We start from the raw sequence: 15,056 nt of genomic DNA on the forward strand, positions 1-15,056 counted from the left end.
ATATCAGCCCTGATACTGACCGGCGGCAACGCGCGGGATGTCCGAGCGATCGAGGCCGATGTCGGCCAGTTCGCGATCGCTGAGCTGGGACAGCTCGGCAACATTGCGCTGATAGTCCCGGAAAGCCTGGATCATGCGGATGAGCGAGAGCAGCATTGATAGTCTCCTGTAGTTCGATTCAGCCCTTGCCCGGGCCTCATCGTTGAAATGAATATAGGTGGGAGTGGTGCAGTGCGAAAGTTCCGATGTTGCGATGCAGCTAAGCGAAGAACGCATGGCATCGGTAAGAGCCGATTAACCTGTTGGCAGTCCCGCCCAAGAGCTGGGCGGATGCCCGTGCGAGGTGCAATAAAAGCCCGTGAAATCACGGATTTATAGCAATTTCTGCGGTTCCGATGCTGCTGGAAATAAGTTACGTTCTCGTGATCCGCAAGGCGACGCTCCGGCTTGTAAGCCCAAGTCTCGCATACGCGAATCGCATGACTCTCGGGCTGTAGTAATGAATTTAAATTCAATTATTGGGCGATTTGGCCGAGCTTGATAGCTGGAACGATCGGCCCGCGGAGGGGGCTGGAGTCGATCGTCACGGCTTGAGGCGCAGTCAAATATCTCTCCTTGCCCGATCGAGCGCCCCAAGCCGTTGGTGCGCTGCACACACGCCAAACGCGCAACCGTCTGATTACAAACCGTAATGAAAATCAGAATTTCTGCATGCGGCTCTGCGCGATGCGCAACATCACGCAATTCTCGCGGGGAATTTATTGCGACATGTTGCCGCGACCGGAGAAGAGTTGTTCCGCAGATTCCGGCAATGTTGCTGGTTCTGGCCCAAGAACAAGAGAAGGAAAGTAACATCATGACGAAGTTACTCGGGGTTATCGCAATTGCCGCCGTCGCATTCGCCGTCACGCCGGCCCAGGCCGCCAAGCACGCCGCGATGGGCGGCTGCAGCGGGGCCAATCTGGAGAAGACGGAGACCGCGATCGAGAACATGGCCGACGGCGACAGCAAGTTCGTCGCGCAAAAGGAGATCGCCGCGGCTCAGGACTCGCTGCTCAACGGCAAGATGGGTGCGTGCGGAGCGCATCTGAACAAGGCGATGCAGGCCACCGCGGGCAAGTAAACGGGTAGGTCAACGCAACCAAGAGAGGGCCGGTCGCCGGGCGATCGGCCCCATGCGTTTGGGGCGCGCAAGTTACGGGGCGTGCGCGAGCTGGGTGGCGAAATAGGCCACGGTCTTGGAATAGACCTCGCTCTTGTTCCACTGCTGAAGCACCGCGAAGTTCGGGCCGCCCGGCTGCCAGTCCTTGCCCTTCTGCCAGCCATAGCCGGCAAGATAATTGGCGGTGGAGGCGAGCACGTCGGGCGCGTTGTGCAAGAGATCGCGCTTGCCGTTGCCGTCGAAATCGACGGCGTATTTCAGCCAGGACGACGGCATGAACTGGGTCTGGCCGAGCTCGCCGGCCCAGGCGCCCTTCATGTCGCCGGGGGCGAGATCGCCGCGCTGGACGATGCGCAGCGCATCCAGCAGCTCGGCGCGAAACTGCTCGGAGCGCCGGCAGTCATAGGCCAGCGTCGCCAGCGAACGGATGGTGGCGAATTTGCCGGTGTTGACACCGAAATCGGTCTCGAGCCCCCAGATCGCGACCAGCACTTCGCCTGGCACACCGTAGGTCTGCTCGATGCGGGAGAGCACCGAGCCGTACTGCTTCATCATGTTGGAGCCGCGCGTCATCCGCGGCGGCACCATGCGGCCGGAAAACTCTTCAAAGGTCTGGGTGAAGACCTTTTGCGACTTGTCGCGGTTGAGCACGCTCTGGTCGAGCGTCACACCGGCAAGCCCGGCGGTGATGGCTTGTTGCGAGATGCCCTTGGCTGCAGCGTCGGCTTTGAAATCCGTAAGCCAGGCGTCGAAATTGCCCGAGCCGCAGGCAACAGCGGCAAGCGCTGGCTCGGCGGACAGGATCGATGCGGAGAGGGCGAAGGCTGCGAGAGCGAGACGAGAAATCGTCGGGGTCATCAGATGAAATGGATTCCGTGAAGTGATCTGACCGGCAGTACAATCTCGGTTGTAACAGCGGCCAAAGCAAGGCGTATGACAGCGCGCGAAGCCCGCCCGAGCCGCGCTCGGGCAGGATCGCTTGTCACGATATCGTCAGGCGTCCGTCCGATTCCGCCAGGGGAACAGGTTGGCGGGGAAGTCGGCGGCCGGCTTGCGCGGACGCTGCGGCGGGGGCGGCACCGGCCGCGCGCCGGGCTCCGACACGATCACCTTGCGGTAGAGGTGCCAGGTGGCGTGGCCGAGCAGGGGGATGACGATGGCAAGGCCGACGAAGGCCGGGATCGTGCCCAGCGCCAGCAGCACCGCCACGATCACGCCCCAGGCCGCCATCGGCACCGGGTTTTTCGCGACGACACGCAGCGAGGTCACCATGGCTTCGAACGCGCCGGCATGGCGGTCGAGCATCAAGGGGAATGACACGGCGCTGATGCAGAGCGCGGCGAGGGCGAACAGGAAGCCCGTGCCGCAGCCGACCACGATCAGCCACCAGCCTTGCTGGGTCGTCAGCACGCGCGTCAGGAAATCCGAGATCCCGGAGACGCCCTCATAGCCGAACGCGGCGACGTAGATCGCCTGCGCGGTCGTGACCCAGGTCACGAACAGCGCGAGCAGCAGCGTGCCGAGGCCGAGCATGGCACCGAAGGAGGGCGAGCGGAGCACGTCCATGGCATCCCAGGCGCTGGCTTCCTCATAGCGCTCGCGCCGGCTAGAGAGCTCATAGAGACCGAGTGCTGCGAAGGGTCCGATCAGCGCGAAGCCCGCGGCCAGCGGAAACAGCAGCGGCAGCACCGAATAGCCCATCACCACGCGGGCGAGCACGAGGCCCAGCACCGGATAGATCACGCAGAGGATGATGGCGTGGCTCGGCACCGCCTTGAAATCCTCCCAGCCGCGCCGGAGTGCGTCGTGCAGGTCGGACAGTTGGATGGTTCGGATCACAGGTCCAGCCGCGTCTTTGGGCTGGGCCATCGTGGGGACATTGCCCTGGTAGAGTGTCGCCATGGTCGCTAGCTCCCTCGCCATGCAGCCGAATCTGGCGCCGGCAACGGCGCAAGCGGCCGCTTTTCTTGATTGATCGCGATCCCGACCAGACGCGAATTCCGGAAGGCATCGCGAACTGAACGTGAAGCGTACGCCCATTTCCGAGTCATGTCCCTCACGCTTGGGTGAGATTCGATGCCGCAGTGCAACCTCGAATGTGTCATTCGGTCGTCATTTCGCCGCAGATAAGCTGATGCTGCTTGATCGTTCGCAAGAACTTCGCGGGCGTAACGCAGTAACTTCGTCTATAAGTGCCATTCAAGGCCCTTCCAACGGATCCTTTTCGGGGAGCAGACATGAGCATATTCGGGAAAATCATGGGCGCGATCTTCGGCAGCCATCCGGCTTCCGCCGCACCCGCTGGCAGCGCACCGTCGGGCAGCGCGCCCGCAAGCGCCGCGCCGAGTGGATCGGCGCCGGCTGCCGCGCCCGCATCGACCGTGGACGTTGCTTCGATCGTCGACGCGGCCGTCGCCGCGCACAAGGGCGAGAAGCTGGAGTGGCGCACCTCGATCGTCGATCTCATGAAGGCGCTGGACATCGACTCGAGCCTTGCTGCCCGCAAGGATCTCGCCAAGGAGCTCGGCTACAGCGGCGACATGAACGACTCCGCGAGCATGAACGTCTGGCTGCACAAGCAGGTCATGTCCAAGCTCGCCGCCAATGGCGGCAAGCTGCCGCCGGAGATCAAGCACTGACCAACTGATCGGTCGTTGCCAAGGGCCCGCGACCTCGCGGGCCCTTTTGCTTTCAGGCGACCAGATCCGCATCCTCCGGATGCCGCTCGAGATAGTCGACGACGAAGCCGCAGCCGGCGATCACCTTCTTGCCGTCGCGGCGGATCAGGTCGAGCGCGCCTTTCACCAGTTCGGAGGCAATGCCGCGGCCGCGCAGCGCGCGCGGCGTCTCGGTGTGGGTGATGATCACGGCCGACGGTGTCAGGCGGTAATTGGCGAAGGCGATCTCGCTGCCGACATCGAGTTCGAAGCGGTCCTTGTCCTTGTTGTCGCGTACCAATGCCGCCATGCAAAATCCTTCCGATGCGCTGCGTGTTCACTGATCTAGGCGCCTGAACCGACCCTTGCCAAGGTGCGACCAAGGAAGGTCGTCGCAGGGGAGATATCTCGAAAATGCGTGTCCCGCTTAGCCTCATGGCGCTGCTCGCTGCACTGACCACCACCGCGCCGGTCCCGGCCGCGGCCGAAGGTGGTCCGGCCTGGGAGGCTTGTGTAGGCCTCACTGCCACGCCGGACGAACGGATCAAGGCCTGCTCGACCGTGATCGAGACCAGGAGCGAGACCGGCAAGCGGCTCGCCGGCGCCTATTGCAATCGCGGCCATGGCTTCACCGAGAAGCGCGAGCTCGATGCCGCGCTGTCCGATCTCGACGAGGCGGTCGGGCTCGATCCGGACTATGCCTGCTCCTATAACAACCGTGGCCGCGTCTACAGCTTCAAGCGCGACTATGATCGCGCCATCGCCGATTACGACCAGGCCATCAAGCTCGATCCGTCGATGGCGCTGACCTACAGCAACCGCGGCGAGTCCCGCTACAACAAGGGTGACCTCGACGGCGCCATTGCCGATTTCGACGCCGCGATCAAGCGCGATCCCAAATACGCCACCGCCTACGCCAATCGCGGCTACGTCTACGCCCGCAAGCACGACACGACGCACGCGCTTGCCGACTTCAGCATGCGGATCAAGCTCGCGCCGGATCTGATCGCCTATATCGACCGCGGCAACGTCTATCGCGACAGCGAGCAGCTCGACCGCGCTGTGGCCGATTACGGCGAGGCGATCCGCCTCGCGCCGACCGACGCACGCGGCTGGCGCAACCGCGGCATGATCCGGCTCTACCAGGGCGACAACAAGGGCGGTCTTGCCGACCACGACAAGGCGCTGCAATACGATCCCTCCGACGTGTTCTCGTGGAACAATCGCGGGCAGGCGAAGCTGCGGCTCGGTGACAAGCAGGGTGCGATCGCCGATTTCAGGAAGGCGCTGGAATTGAAGCCGGGCTTGCAGACGGCGCATGATGCACTGCAGAAGCTTGGGGCGCTGTAAGCAGGTGTTCGATCGCCTCGCTGATGAAAACGTTGGCCCGTCTTGCAATAGTGCACCGGTTCCCCACGTCTTGTTATAAGAGATACGCCCGAATGCGGCCGGCGGGTCGCTAGACATTCGGAGTGTGATGATCGCCAGCCGCTGACGTATGCCTCTTTTGTAGGAGGGTACGATGTTGGACCTTGGTTTCTTAAATGCTCATCGAACATGGGAAGACTGGTGTGGAATGCTGCTCGGCGCGCTGATTGTCGCGTCGCCGTGGTTTCCCATCCAGGATCGCGCGGGAATCACTGGACACGAGATGATGGTCCTGAACACGGTCGCGATCGGCCTCGTCATATTTGGCCTCAGCCAGCTCGAATATGTCGCCTTGCAGCGCTGGCAGGAGGTGGCGACGATCCTGGTCGGGCTGTGGCTCATCGCCTCGCCCTTAGTGCTTGGCTATTCCGGCGAAGGCTTTCTTCGGATCTACCATACGAGCCTCGGCGCTGTGGCCGTGATCCTCGGCGTGCTCCAGCTGTGGCAGGACTGGGATCTGAGTCACCAGGATATGCTCAAGCACGGGCAATAGGCCTGGGATTTCGGCAGGCGCGCCGCGTGATCGGCGGGCCTGAGCTTGCTCATCTCGTCACCAGATCCGCATACTCCGGATGCTTCTCGATCCACGCCTTCACGAACGGGCATTGTGGGATCAGCTTCAGGCCGGCGGCGCGGACCTGGTCGAGTGCGCCTTGCACCAGCTTTGAGCCGACACCCTTGCCGCCGAGCTCTTTCGGCACGTCGGTGTGCTCGAAGGTGATGATATTGCTCTCGCGCTTGTAATGCTCGGTCGCGAGATAGCCCTCCACCTCAAGTTCAAAACGATGATGGGCCTTGTTGTCGATGACGTCGCTCATGTCGTCTCCGGTCAGCTCTTCAGCGAGTCCGTCAGCATCTTGCGGATCGACCAGGCTTCGCCGTCGGATGAGCCCCTGATGTCGTCGATCCGCCAGTTGCCGGCCTCGCGCACGAAGTCGTAACGCACGATCAGATCTGCTGGTTTCCGATCGTTGCGGTGGCCGGTGATGGTCACCGCGATCGCCGCCTTGTCGGCCTCCATCTTCTCGGCGTCAACCTTGAATGACTTGACGTCCGGTTCCTGCGAGTTGGTGACCGGATCGAAATCGACCGGACCGACGTCGCCCTTCGGCGTGTGCGCATCCGCCCTGGCCCACAGCGCGACCAGCGACTTTGACAGATATTTTGCTTTCGCCGCCTTGTTCTCGATGACGAAGGCGGCGCCGCCGTCGCCTTTGCCTTTGGCGGCGCGGGTGTAGATCGCGGTCAGGATGGCGACGGGATCGCTTGGGGCAGGGGTCTCGGCCAATGCGGGGGAGATGCCGGCAAAGAGAGAGGCGGCGACGAAGATTCGACGGGTGAGCATGAAATGTCCCTGAGATGATGGCGCGTGACCGCAGGCCGGTTTGGCCTGTGTCAGCGCGTATCTCTGTAGACCGATGGAGCGGCCGTTCGGTTCAATCGCTCGCCTTGGCAAGCCTTGAATCTTCCGGCTGCGGCTGCTGGGGCAGGCAGCCCTGGCAGATGACGAGGGAACGGTTGACCTTGGCGTCCTGCTCGGCCTCGATGCCGTCCTGAGCCTGCCACCATTCCTTCGAATAGGGCTGAAGCCCGGCCTGCGACCGGCTGCGCTCGGAGCTTGCGGCGCGCGTTGTACGCGATGGAGCAGAGCGTGGCTGATTGGGATCCTCGCCGGCGCCATCCCAGGCGTAGCGCGCGGGCTTGAAGGCGGGATCGGAGGAGGTGAGGTGCGCCTGTGGAGCCACGGCGCATCCACCGAGCGCCAGCGACAACAGGAGGAAGGCGGGCGCTTTGACCATGATGCGGCACTCTGTACGCGAGAACTGCGCGAGGTTGCGCCGATCATGTTTAAAATTCCCTGAACGATCGCGGCGGCGCCGGCGACAAACGCGCATGCGTTGTCTGATCCTCATGCTCGTTTTCATCGCCTCTGCCGCACGCGCCGAAGACGCAAGGCCGTTCGATCCGGCCGATTATCCGCCCGGCGTGCAGAAGGCCGTGCGCTACGCCAATGAGGAATGCGAGAGCCAGGGCGGCGGCGCGGTGACCTTCGCGCCGGACACGGTGCGCAAGGTCGACCTGACCGGCGATGGCCGCGACGACGACATCGTGGATTTCCGCGACACCAAATGCGGCGCGCGCGAGACCACCTATTGTGGAACCGGCGGCTGCGTCATGACCATCCTGGTGACGCTGCCGGACGGCAGCGTGCGCCCTGTGTTCGACGGCTATGTCCGCAGCTACAAGATCCTGGCGCCGCCGATGAAGCGCGGGGCCGCGCGCACCGTCCGTTTCGATCTGCATGGCAGCTATTGCGGCGGCTTTGGTGCGCAGGCCTGTTCCAAGGAGAAGGCCATCACGGCGACGCCGTTCGCGTTCAAGCAGCCGTAGATCTGGTGCGCGCCCGGCGGCCTTGCAGGGGCGCGGGTGATGGCGATAAATGGGCTTCAATAAGCGGGCAGCTCGCACGCCGTCCGCCGCTGAAGAGGAAGCCCGATGCAGCCCCTGCGCATGTCCCGCCGCGTCATGAATCTCGCTTACATGCTGACCCAGAATGCGCGGCGGCATGGGGCGCGTCCCGGCTTCGTCTGGGGTGACAAATCCTGGACCTGGCGCCAGATCGATGCACAGGTCTCGGCGCTGGCCGCCGCGCTCGCCGCGCGCGGCATCGCCAAGGGCGATCGCATCCTCGTCCATTCCAAGAATGGCGACGAGATGTTTGTCTCGATGTTCGCCGCATTCCGGCTCGGCGCGGTCTGGGTGCCCACCAATTTCCGTTTGATGCCGGACGAGGTCACTTACCTCGCGCAGGCCTCCGGCGCGAAGGCGTTTCTGTGCCATGTCGATTTTCCCGAGCATGCCGCCGCCGTGAAGGGCGGGGCGCTGGAATTCACCTGGAGTCTCGACGGCAAGGCATCGTTCGGCGAGCGCTCGGTGGCCGACGCTATCGCCTCGCAGGCGGGAGCGGTGGTCGAGAACGTCGCCGTCGAGCACGATGATCCCTGCTGGTTCTTCTTCACCTCCGGCACCACCGGCCTCTCCAAGGCGGCGGTGCTGACCCACGGCCAGATGGGCTTTGTCGTCACCAATCATCTGGCCGACCTCACGCCCGGCGTGACCGAAGCGGATGCTTCGCTGGTGGTGGCGCCGCTGTCGCATGGCGCCGGCGTGCATCAACTGGTGCAGACCGCGCGCGGCGTCTGCACCGTGCTGCTGCCGACCGAAAAATTCGATATCGACGAGGCGTTCCGCCTGATCGAGCGGCACCGGGTCAGCAACCTCTTCACCGTGCCGACGATCCTGAAGATGATGGTCGAGCACCCCGCGGTGGACAAATACGATCATTCCTCGCTGCGCCACGTGATCTATGCGGGCGCGCCGATGTATCGAGAGGATCAGAAGACCGCGCTGAATAAGCTCGGCAAGGTCATCGTGCAGTATTTTGGTTTGGGCGAGGTCACGGGCAACATCACGGTGCTGCCGGCGGCGCTGCATGACGCCGAAGATAGTCCGCATGCCCGGATCGGCACCTGCGGCTTCGAGCGCACCGGCATGCAGGTCTCGATCCAGGACGACGAGGGCCGCGAGCTCAAGGCGAACCAGAGCGGCGAGATCTGCGTGATCGGACCTGCCGTGCTCGCCGGCTACTACGACAACCCCGAGGCCAATGCGAAGGCGTTCCGCGACGGCTGGTTCCGCACCGGCGATCTCGGTCACATGGATGAGGAGGGGTTCGTCTACATCACCGGCCGCGCCTCCGACATGTACATCTCCGGCGGCTCCAACATCTATCCGCGCGAGATCGAGGAGAAGATCCTGACCCATCCTGCGGTCGGCGAGGTCGCCGTGCTCGGCGTGCCCGACGCGACCTGGGGCGAGGTCGGCGTCGCCGTCTGCGTTGCGCGCGAGGGCGAGAAGCCGTTGAGCGAGGCCGAGATGGCGGCGTTCCTCTCGCCGAAAGTGCCGCGCTACAAGATGCCGAAGCGGTTCTTCTTCTGGGAAGCGCTGCCGAAATCCGGCTACGGCAAGGTGCCGAAGCGGATGGTGCGCGACGAGCTCGAGGCGCGCGGGCTGCTCGATCTCGATAAGACCAAGACAGGCTGAGTGCGGGTGATGCGGAGTATCAAGCAGCCGGGCGCACCCGTCGCCGAACGCATCCAATGGGTCGAGGCGAGGGGGCGTGCCTTCTCGTTCACGCTTGAAGCAGGCCTGCCGCTGCTGGAAGCCGCACGCCGCGGCTTTGCGGCGGAAGGTTTTGCGGGCGGCGTGTTGAACTTTGGCCGCGGTGCGCTCGGGCCGTTCGCCTATGTGATGCCGGCGCTGTCGAAGACCGGCGAGAATGCCGCCTTCTACAGCGACACGTATCGGCCCAAGGGCCTGACGCACACCAGGCTCGGCAGCATGACGCTCGGGATGCGCGACGGCGCGCCGTTCTTTCATTGCCACGGACTTTGGATGGAGGCGGACGGCAAGGCGGGCGGCGGCCACATGATGCCGGATGAAACCATCGTCGCCGAGCCGTTCGCGGTCGAAGCCTTCGGCATCGATGGCGCGACGTTCCTCGCCGAGCCCGACCCCGAGACCAACTTCAAGCTGTTCGGCCCGGTCGCGGCCGCGAGCACGCCCGCGCGCACGACGAGCCGCGCCTTTGCGCTACGGCTGAGGCCCAATCAGGATTTTGCCGGCTGCCTCGAAGAGTTCTGCCGCGCCCGCGGCATCGCGCGCGCGAAAATCCACGGCGGCGTCGGCTCGACCATCGGCGGGCGCTTCACCCATGGCGGCGTCACCGAGCCGTTCGCCACAGAGCTCGCGATCACGGCGGGCACGATCGCGCCCGGCTCGTCCGGTGCGCTGGAAGCCGCGCTCGACGTTGCGCTGATCGACTACACCGGCGGCGTTGCGGACGGCCGTCTGATCCGTGGCGACAACCCTGTCTTGATGACCATGGAGCTGGTGCTCGAGGTGCTGAGCTAGTATCGGCGCGCGATCATCGCGGGCTGGACCCTAGCTTGGCAATGGCCAGGAAGGTGGATTCGCTGAACCCTGAACCTGATCCCTGAAAGAGGCTCAGCAGGGGAGATGAACCTTGCCCGGTGGTCTGACTGTTTCTGATGTCATACATGGCTGAGAAACGGTTCAGCAGCTTTTCCACCTTCGCGGGATCGGACAGATCCTTGATCTTCATGAATTTGTCCACGAACTTGGCTTGCTGATCGATCGGCATTGCGGCCATGGAGTCGGGCAGGTCGAAGGCGGTCCTGAACACCTCCGAAAGCGCCTTGTCGGCGAGGACGTCGTATGCGGACGTGATCTCGCCCGCCTTGCGCTGGAAATAGAGCGCCAGGCGCACGCCGGGATTCGTATCTCCCTGCTGCTGCTCCAGGCTCTGCTGGAGATAGTTCGCCTGGGTTTCCCGGAACTGATCCCGTTCCTGCGGACCCATCATCGGCAAGCGCGCGACGTTGCCGTTGCTGTCGAAATTGAACGACGCCACGATTTCAGCATAGCGAGGATCGCTCTGCGTGTTCGCGAAGCTCTTGGGATTGCTCAGGTCGGAGGCGAAGATCTTCTTGAGAAATTCGGTGCTGACCTTCTTGGGATCCAGGCCCTTGGCGACGAGAACGAAATCGATCATCTTCCGGTTGGCCAGCAGGCCGGACACGCTTCTGACGTCTGCGATGGCTTCCTGATAGGCCGTCGCGTCTTTTTGGGCTTGCGCCCGAACTGCCTTCTGCTCCTGAGGGGTTGCGTCTTTCAGCGCTGCGATGACGTAGTTCTTCGCGATATCGAGGACTTGAGCAGGATCCTGGGCCACCAGGGGGGTCGTCAGATTGCCCTTTGCATCGAAGTTGAAGGCGCGCGCGAGCTGGACGTAGCGATCGTCCTTGAGGGTGTAGACGAAGCTCTTGGGGTTGTTGATGTCGCTTTCGAGGACGGCCTTGATGGTGTCCTGCGAGACCGCTTTGGGATCGAGGCCGACGGCGCCCAGCGCAAAATCATACACGCCGGGTGTCGATAGGAACGCCTGGAGCGACTTGACAGTGGGGATGGCGTTCCCGAACTGCTTGATGGCCAGGGCTTCGCTCAGCGGGCTTGCCGCTGCATAAACGGCGGACTTGCTGTCGTCGAACCGGTCTTTCGTGAGTGTGACGTTTGCGGCCGTCTGCGCGGACACACCTGACGGAAGCGACCCGTCCGGCGAAAACTCGAACGCGCCGGCCAGATCTACAAAGTTGCCAATCGTCGCGATCTGGTCGTTGAGGCCGGATACGGTGCTGTTGGATGTATCGAGGTGATATTGCTCGACCAGGATCTGGACCTTCAACTGGGTCACATCGGCGCCCGGTTGCGACAGTTGAGCCTTGTAGTCGGCAATCTTCTGAGTGGCGGCAGCGGCATCCGACTTGGCCTGAGTGAGCTGGGCGTTAAGGCCGCTCAACTGAGACGTGAAAGTGGTGCTGACGTAGCTGGTCGGATCGGACGGATCGCTGCGCAGGACTTGACTGATCGTGTCACGCGGCCACTTGCTCTCATCGATCTTGAATGCCGAATAGACATAGTTGCGAAGGCGGTCGTCGTTCAGCAACTGGTCCGCGCTGGTGATGTTGCCGATGTGGGCGCTGTAATACGTGGAGTCGTCGGCAAGTGCGTCGACCTGCTTCTGCTTGGTCGCCGTGTACAGGCCGATCATGTCGTCGGTCTGGTTAGCCGATTGCGCAACCGGCGTTGCACTGCCTTTGAAGGAAAATGCCGCGGCAAACTCCCGGTAACGCTTGTCGACCAGCTTGTTGACGAAGCTGTTGGGGTCGGAGAGGTCGCTCTCCAGCACCTTTTTCATGAAGGCTTTGGCGTAGGCCATGTCTTCGAGCCCATAGGCCTTCGTCGCGTAATGATAAAGGCGGTAATCCTTCATCAAATCGTCGGCGTTCTTCACCTTGCCGATGTTGGCCTTGTAATAGGCCGCCTCGCGCGCCACGTCCGGTTGCTGCCCGACCCGCGTCAGCGACTGCTTGAGATTGTGCGCAATGTAGTTGTAGCTGAAATACGTTGTGACCATCGCGCATTCCTCGCGGCTTTAGTGTCCCGGACGTCCGTCAATCATTGCCGGGTCGCGAGGTGGGAGCCGGCCTCATGCCAGCAGACTGTCTCAGGGCTTCGTTTCCTAAGGCGATTTCGAATCAATCTCAGGCTTCAGTTTTCGTCCAGATGCCGCATGCCGTTATTGTTTCTGGTTGTTTCCATATGTTTCTCAAATGCAGCTTTCGTGGGGGTTGCGTTCCCGATTTGTTCAAATCGAAGGACTGGCACTGGCCTGAAGCCTTACGGACGACGCCTGCGAAGTCGCTGGGAGTGTCTGACAAGGCTTGGACCTTGCGCAGCTTGTTGACGCTGCGCTGTCCGTGGCGCCTGCGCTACCCACTGAGACCCCGCCGGATCGCCGGCGGAAATTTATCGTAATCGAAGGGAGCCGCAGTTAGCGCCCCCCTCTACGTGGCGTATGTCCAGTAAGGACTAAACCGGCCGCCTGCGCGAATGTTTGCATCGGCTCAGCTTCCCGCTTTATCTTCTCCCATGCAGAAGCCTTTTTGCTGCGGGCGATAAAGCCAGCAATTATCCAACCTATTGCGTTTGCCAAGAGAAACGGCGCAACGAAATACGTGAACAAATATGCGAGGCTCGACATCTCTGTGGCGAAGGCTGCATTGGTCCAGATGCCAGCAGCGAGCGCAGCATGGAAACTAGCTAAAGAAAATCGCGTTGTTACTTGATCGTTGAGCGACGAAATGTGCTCCATCTCAGATTCACTAACAGGGTAAGTCGTCACTGTGCGCCCCATATATTGGGGCCGCATTGCAGCTCCGGCAGTGGCATCCGAAAACTTTGGGATGTTCTTATCCACGGTGCTCCTCCTTTGCAGGAAGAGCGGGCAAATTCGTCGAGTCGCGAGATGCATCGTAAGGCGGGCTGACGCCCATCTGCACCGCGCTGAACGCCATTGTGTAGGCGCAGTTTGTGCAAGTAACTAGTATCTTTGGATATGCAGCCGTCCCATCGGTAGCCCAATATGCTCCCAAGCGATGGTCGACGACAAGGTGATCGGCCGTGACCCATTCGCTCGTTTTGCACACCGGACAGGTAACCGGCCCCTTCCATTTGGTTTCCCACCATCGCTTTATGATGGCGTGATCCTGCGACGTCAGTCTTCCAAACTCGTCCGGCATATGCCCCCCGGCATTGTTTTCTGAGGGAGAGCCTACCAGAGGGCGATATCGATTCGATGGACATTAGTGGCCTATTTCACATCTGCGAGTGGCCTATTTCGGCCAGCACCAAAGGACTGCGCTCCATTCGTGTCCCGGACGCGCTGCAGCGTGAAGCGCTGCGGCGCTGAGCCGAGACCCAGGAAGCCGCGCGGATCGCTGATGGATGGGCCCCGGCTCTGCAGCGCACCGCCAAAGGGGCGCTGCGCTGCGTCCGGGGCACGAGAGCGTCGCGCATTCCTGTCTCAACCGCACACGCGGTTTCCCATTCTCGCGGCCTGTCCGACCCGAGCTTTGCGGCATTCGCCACCCTCGAAAGTGCCGAGGGCGCAGGGAAGGCCGGGTGCCGGCTGGCACCCGCGGTCCGCTGTGCGCGTAATGCGCTGGAAGTAATGCACAGCGGCATACAGGTGAAGCCCAACATCCGGCCTTCCCTGCGCAGTGGTTTTACGGCTTATGTCGCGCTCTCCCCGGGGAGCGATGCACTATTGCCCCCGTCGCCTTGCCGATCGCTGATGCGCGCGCCCGGGTCGGGCAGGACACATCACGACAAGACTTGGCGCACAGACCCCGGGCGCCAGGACCACACGATTTTGCCGTACGCTGGGCTGCACCGGTCGTGTGCGCGCGGGGTGTTGCTCACGGCGCGAGCCGCCCTGCAAACCACCATCGCGCCGGCGCTGCCCGCGTCCACCACGTCCCACCCCGCGTGTCGTGACGATCGCGATACGCCCCTCGGACCGGGCTGGGATGGCCACAATATGCGATAATTCCGAATTCGCGTAAAGCGAATTATTTCGCTTCCGATGGATTGCCCCTGATCTCGTGTGTTTTGCCCGTCGGGCAACGCAAGGGATGGCGTGGATGGGGCTCGGCCCGCCACAGCGGCGCCGCGAACCAGTCTCGCCATGGTCGAAAAATGCGCTACCATGACCGCAGCGCGCCTCAAGTCGCGCAGATCCAAGAGTGAGGAAACGAGATGAGGATGAGAAGCGGAACGGCGATCGCCGGGGTGGCGGCGCTGGTGGTGGCGGGGATGGCCTTCACGGCTGGGTTCGAGCCGGCCCGGGCCCACGGGCCGACCCGGCAGAAGGTGCGGGAATCCATCGAAATCAACGCAGCCCCGGCCAAGGTGTGGGCGGCGCTCGGCAATTTCCAGGACATGAGCTGGCTGCCCCCCGTCACCAAGACCGAGGGCGAGAAGGGCAACGAGATCGGTGCGACGCGGAAGCTGACCCTGACCGGCGGCGCGACCATCGACGAGGAGCTCTACAAGTTCGACGCGGCCGCGATGACCTATTCCTACCGGATCACCAATGTGGACGTGAAGGTGCTGCCGGTCACCAATTATTCCTCGACCTTGATGGTGACGCCGAGCGCCGACGGCAAGGGCTCGACGCTGGAATGGGCCGGCGCGTTCTACCGCGGCTTTCCCAACAACGACCCGCCGCCGGAGCTGAGTGACGAGGCGGCCAAGACCGCGGTGAGCGGGCTCTACAAGACCGGGCTCGAGGCGCTCAAGAAGAAGCTCGAGAGCGGAAGCTGACC

General features: G+C 62.7%; 17 protein-coding genes. 8 read left to right on the forward strand and 9 right to left on the reverse strand.

Annotated elements, in window-relative coordinates; all coding sequences use genetic code 11:
* Positions 1-3 precede the first annotated feature (3 nt).
* Complete coding sequence (locus RAD16_RS03325; protein ID WP_007590701.1) at positions 4-156, reverse strand: DUF1127 domain-containing protein; 153 nt, start codon at positions 154-156, stop codon at positions 4-6.
* A gap of 655 nt (positions 157-811) precedes the next feature.
* Between RAD16_RS03325 and RAD16_RS03330 the strand changes: the two genes are divergently transcribed.
* Positions 812-1,123: a hypothetical protein gene (locus RAD16_RS03330; protein WP_458156455.1), complete on the forward strand. Its 312-nt coding sequence runs from the start codon at positions 812-814 to the stop codon at positions 1,121-1,123.
* A 72-nt stretch (positions 1,124-1,195) separates the two neighbouring features.
* On the opposite strand, the gene RAD16_RS03335 is transcribed toward RAD16_RS03330, so the two are convergent.
* A complete protein-coding gene (locus RAD16_RS03335) occupies positions 1,196-2,020 on the reverse strand; it encodes a lytic murein transglycosylase (protein WP_458156456.1) in 825 nt (274 codons plus the stop codon).
* 135 nt (positions 2,021-2,155) lie between these two features.
* Positions 2,156-3,064 carry a DUF2189 domain-containing protein gene (locus RAD16_RS03340; protein ID WP_458156457.1) on the reverse strand — a complete coding sequence of 303 codons (909 nt, stop codon included), beginning with the start codon at positions 3,062-3,064 and terminating at the stop codon, positions 2,156-2,158.
* A gap of 335 nt (positions 3,065-3,399) precedes the next feature.
* Here RAD16_RS03340 and RAD16_RS03345 point away from each other — a divergent pair, with 335 nt between their 5' ends.
* Entirely contained in the window at positions 3,400-3,801 is a 402-nt protein-coding gene (locus tag RAD16_RS03345) for a DUF3597 domain-containing protein (protein WP_458156458.1), read from the forward strand.
* Between the two features lie 52 nt (positions 3,802-3,853).
* Here RAD16_RS03345 and RAD16_RS03350 read toward each other — a convergent pair whose 3' ends face one another.
* Positions 3,854-4,129, reverse strand: a complete 276-nt coding sequence (locus RAD16_RS03350) for a GNAT family N-acetyltransferase (RefSeq protein ID WP_458156459.1) — start codon at positions 4,127-4,129, stop codon at positions 3,854-3,856.
* A gap of 104 nt (positions 4,130-4,233) precedes the next feature.
* On the opposite strand from RAD16_RS03350, the gene RAD16_RS03355 reads away from it, so the two are divergent.
* Entirely contained in the window at positions 4,234-5,169 is a 936-nt protein-coding gene (locus RAD16_RS03355) for a tetratricopeptide repeat protein (RefSeq protein WP_458156460.1), read from the forward strand.
* Positions 5,170-5,341: 172 nt separating this feature from the next.
* Positions 5,342-5,740, forward strand: coding sequence for an SPW repeat protein (locus RAD16_RS03360; RefSeq protein WP_458156461.1), 399 nt, complete (start codon positions 5,342-5,344; stop codon positions 5,738-5,740).
* Between the two features lie 49 nt (positions 5,741-5,789).
* Here the strand turns inward: RAD16_RS03360 and RAD16_RS03365 are convergent, their stop codons facing one another.
* The 3 genes from RAD16_RS03365 to RAD16_RS03375 form a co-directional block, all read right to left on the reverse strand.
* A complete protein-coding gene (locus RAD16_RS03365; RefSeq protein ID WP_458156462.1) occupies positions 5,790-6,065 on the reverse strand; it encodes a GNAT family N-acetyltransferase in 276 nt (91 codons plus the stop codon).
* 11 nt (positions 6,066-6,076) lie between these two features.
* A complete protein-coding gene (locus RAD16_RS03370) occupies positions 6,077-6,592 on the reverse strand; it encodes a DUF3828 domain-containing protein (protein WP_458156463.1) in 516 nt (171 codons plus the stop codon).
* A 91-nt stretch (positions 6,593-6,683) separates the two neighbouring features.
* A complete protein-coding gene (locus RAD16_RS03375; protein ID WP_458156464.1) occupies positions 6,684-7,046 on the reverse strand; it encodes a hypothetical protein in 363 nt (120 codons plus the stop codon).
* Between the two features lie 94 nt (positions 7,047-7,140).
* On the opposite strand from RAD16_RS03375, the gene RAD16_RS03380 reads away from it, so the two are divergent.
* The 3 genes from RAD16_RS03380 to RAD16_RS03390 all read left to right on the forward strand — a co-directional run bounded on the left by RAD16_RS03380 (position 7,141) and on the right by RAD16_RS03390 (position 10,221).
* Complete coding sequence (locus RAD16_RS03380; protein WP_458156465.1) at positions 7,141-7,638, forward strand: hypothetical protein; 498 nt, start codon at positions 7,141-7,143, stop codon at positions 7,636-7,638.
* A 105-nt stretch (positions 7,639-7,743) separates the two neighbouring features.
* A complete protein-coding gene (locus RAD16_RS03385; protein ID WP_458156466.1) occupies positions 7,744-9,351 on the forward strand; it encodes an acyl-CoA synthetase in 1,608 nt (535 codons plus the stop codon).
* A 9-nt stretch (positions 9,352-9,360) separates the two neighbouring features.
* A complete protein-coding gene (locus RAD16_RS03390; RefSeq protein WP_458156467.1) occupies positions 9,361-10,221 on the forward strand; it encodes a PCC domain-containing protein in 861 nt (286 codons plus the stop codon).
* Between the two features lie 13 nt (positions 10,222-10,234).
* Here the strand turns inward: RAD16_RS03390 and RAD16_RS03395 are convergent, their stop codons facing one another.
* Complete coding sequence (locus tag RAD16_RS03395) at positions 10,235-12,304, reverse strand: DUF1217 domain-containing protein (RefSeq protein ID WP_458156468.1); 2,070 nt, start codon at positions 12,302-12,304, stop codon at positions 10,235-10,237.
* Between the two features lie 417 nt (positions 12,305-12,721).
* On the reverse strand, positions 12,722-13,147 hold the full coding sequence (locus RAD16_RS03400) for a hypothetical protein (protein ID WP_458156469.1): 426 nt from the start codon (positions 13,145-13,147) through the stop codon (positions 12,722-12,724).
* A 1,340-nt stretch (positions 13,148-14,487) separates the two neighbouring features.
* Here RAD16_RS03400 and RAD16_RS03405 point away from each other — a divergent pair.
* Positions 14,488-15,054, forward strand: a complete 567-nt coding sequence (locus RAD16_RS03405; RefSeq protein WP_458156470.1) for an SRPBCC family protein — start codon at positions 14,488-14,490, stop codon at positions 15,052-15,054.
* The last annotated feature ends 2 nt before the right edge of the window (positions 15,055-15,056 follow it).

The organism is Bradyrhizobium sp. 18BD (assembly GCF_054185225.1).

Coding starts and splice junctions, on each gene's coding strand:
- RAD16_RS03385 (WP_458156466.1), top strand. CDS start 7,744: ATGCAGCCCCTGCGCATGTCCCGCCGCGTCATGAATCTCGCTTACATG.
- RAD16_RS03330 (WP_458156455.1), top strand. CDS start 812: ATGTTGCTGGTTCTGGCCCAAGAACAAGAGAAGGAAAGTAACATCATG.
- RAD16_RS03390 (WP_458156467.1), top strand. CDS start 9,361: ATGCGGAGTATCAAGCAGCCGGGCGCACCCGTCGCCGAACGCATCCAA.
- RAD16_RS03360 (WP_458156461.1), top strand. CDS start 5,342: ATGTTGGACCTTGGTTTCTTAAATGCTCATCGAACATGGGAAGACTGG.
- RAD16_RS03340 (WP_458156457.1), bottom strand. CDS start 3,064: ATGGCGACACTCTACCAGGGCAATGTCCCCACGATGGCCCAGCCCAAA.
- RAD16_RS03355 (WP_458156460.1), top strand. CDS start 4,234: ATGCGTGTCCCGCTTAGCCTCATGGCGCTGCTCGCTGCACTGACCACC.
- RAD16_RS03335 (WP_458156456.1), bottom strand. CDS start 2,020: ATGACCCCGACGATTTCTCGTCTCGCTCTCGCAGCCTTCGCCCTCTCC.
- RAD16_RS03325 (WP_007590701.1), bottom strand. CDS start 156: ATGCTGCTCTCGCTCATCCGCATGATCCAGGCTTTCCGGGACTATCAG.
- RAD16_RS03375 (WP_458156464.1), bottom strand. CDS start 7,046: ATGGTCAAAGCGCCCGCCTTCCTCCTGTTGTCGCTGGCGCTCGGTGGA.
- RAD16_RS03380 (WP_458156465.1), top strand. CDS start 7,141: ATGCGTTGTCTGATCCTCATGCTCGTTTTCATCGCCTCTGCCGCACGC.
- RAD16_RS03370 (WP_458156463.1), bottom strand. CDS start 6,592: ATGCTCACCCGTCGAATCTTCGTCGCCGCCTCTCTCTTTGCCGGCATC.
- RAD16_RS03405 (WP_458156470.1), top strand. CDS start 14,488: ATGAGGATGAGAAGCGGAACGGCGATCGCCGGGGTGGCGGCGCTGGTG.
- RAD16_RS03350 (WP_458156459.1), bottom strand. CDS start 4,129: ATGGCGGCATTGGTACGCGACAACAAGGACAAGGACCGCTTCGAACTC.
- RAD16_RS03365 (WP_458156462.1), bottom strand. CDS start 6,065: ATGAGCGACGTCATCGACAACAAGGCCCATCATCGTTTTGAACTTGAG.
- RAD16_RS03345 (WP_458156458.1), top strand. CDS start 3,400: ATGAGCATATTCGGGAAAATCATGGGCGCGATCTTCGGCAGCCATCCG.
- RAD16_RS03395 (WP_458156468.1), bottom strand. CDS start 12,304: ATGGTCACAACGTATTTCAGCTACAACTACATTGCGCACAATCTCAAG.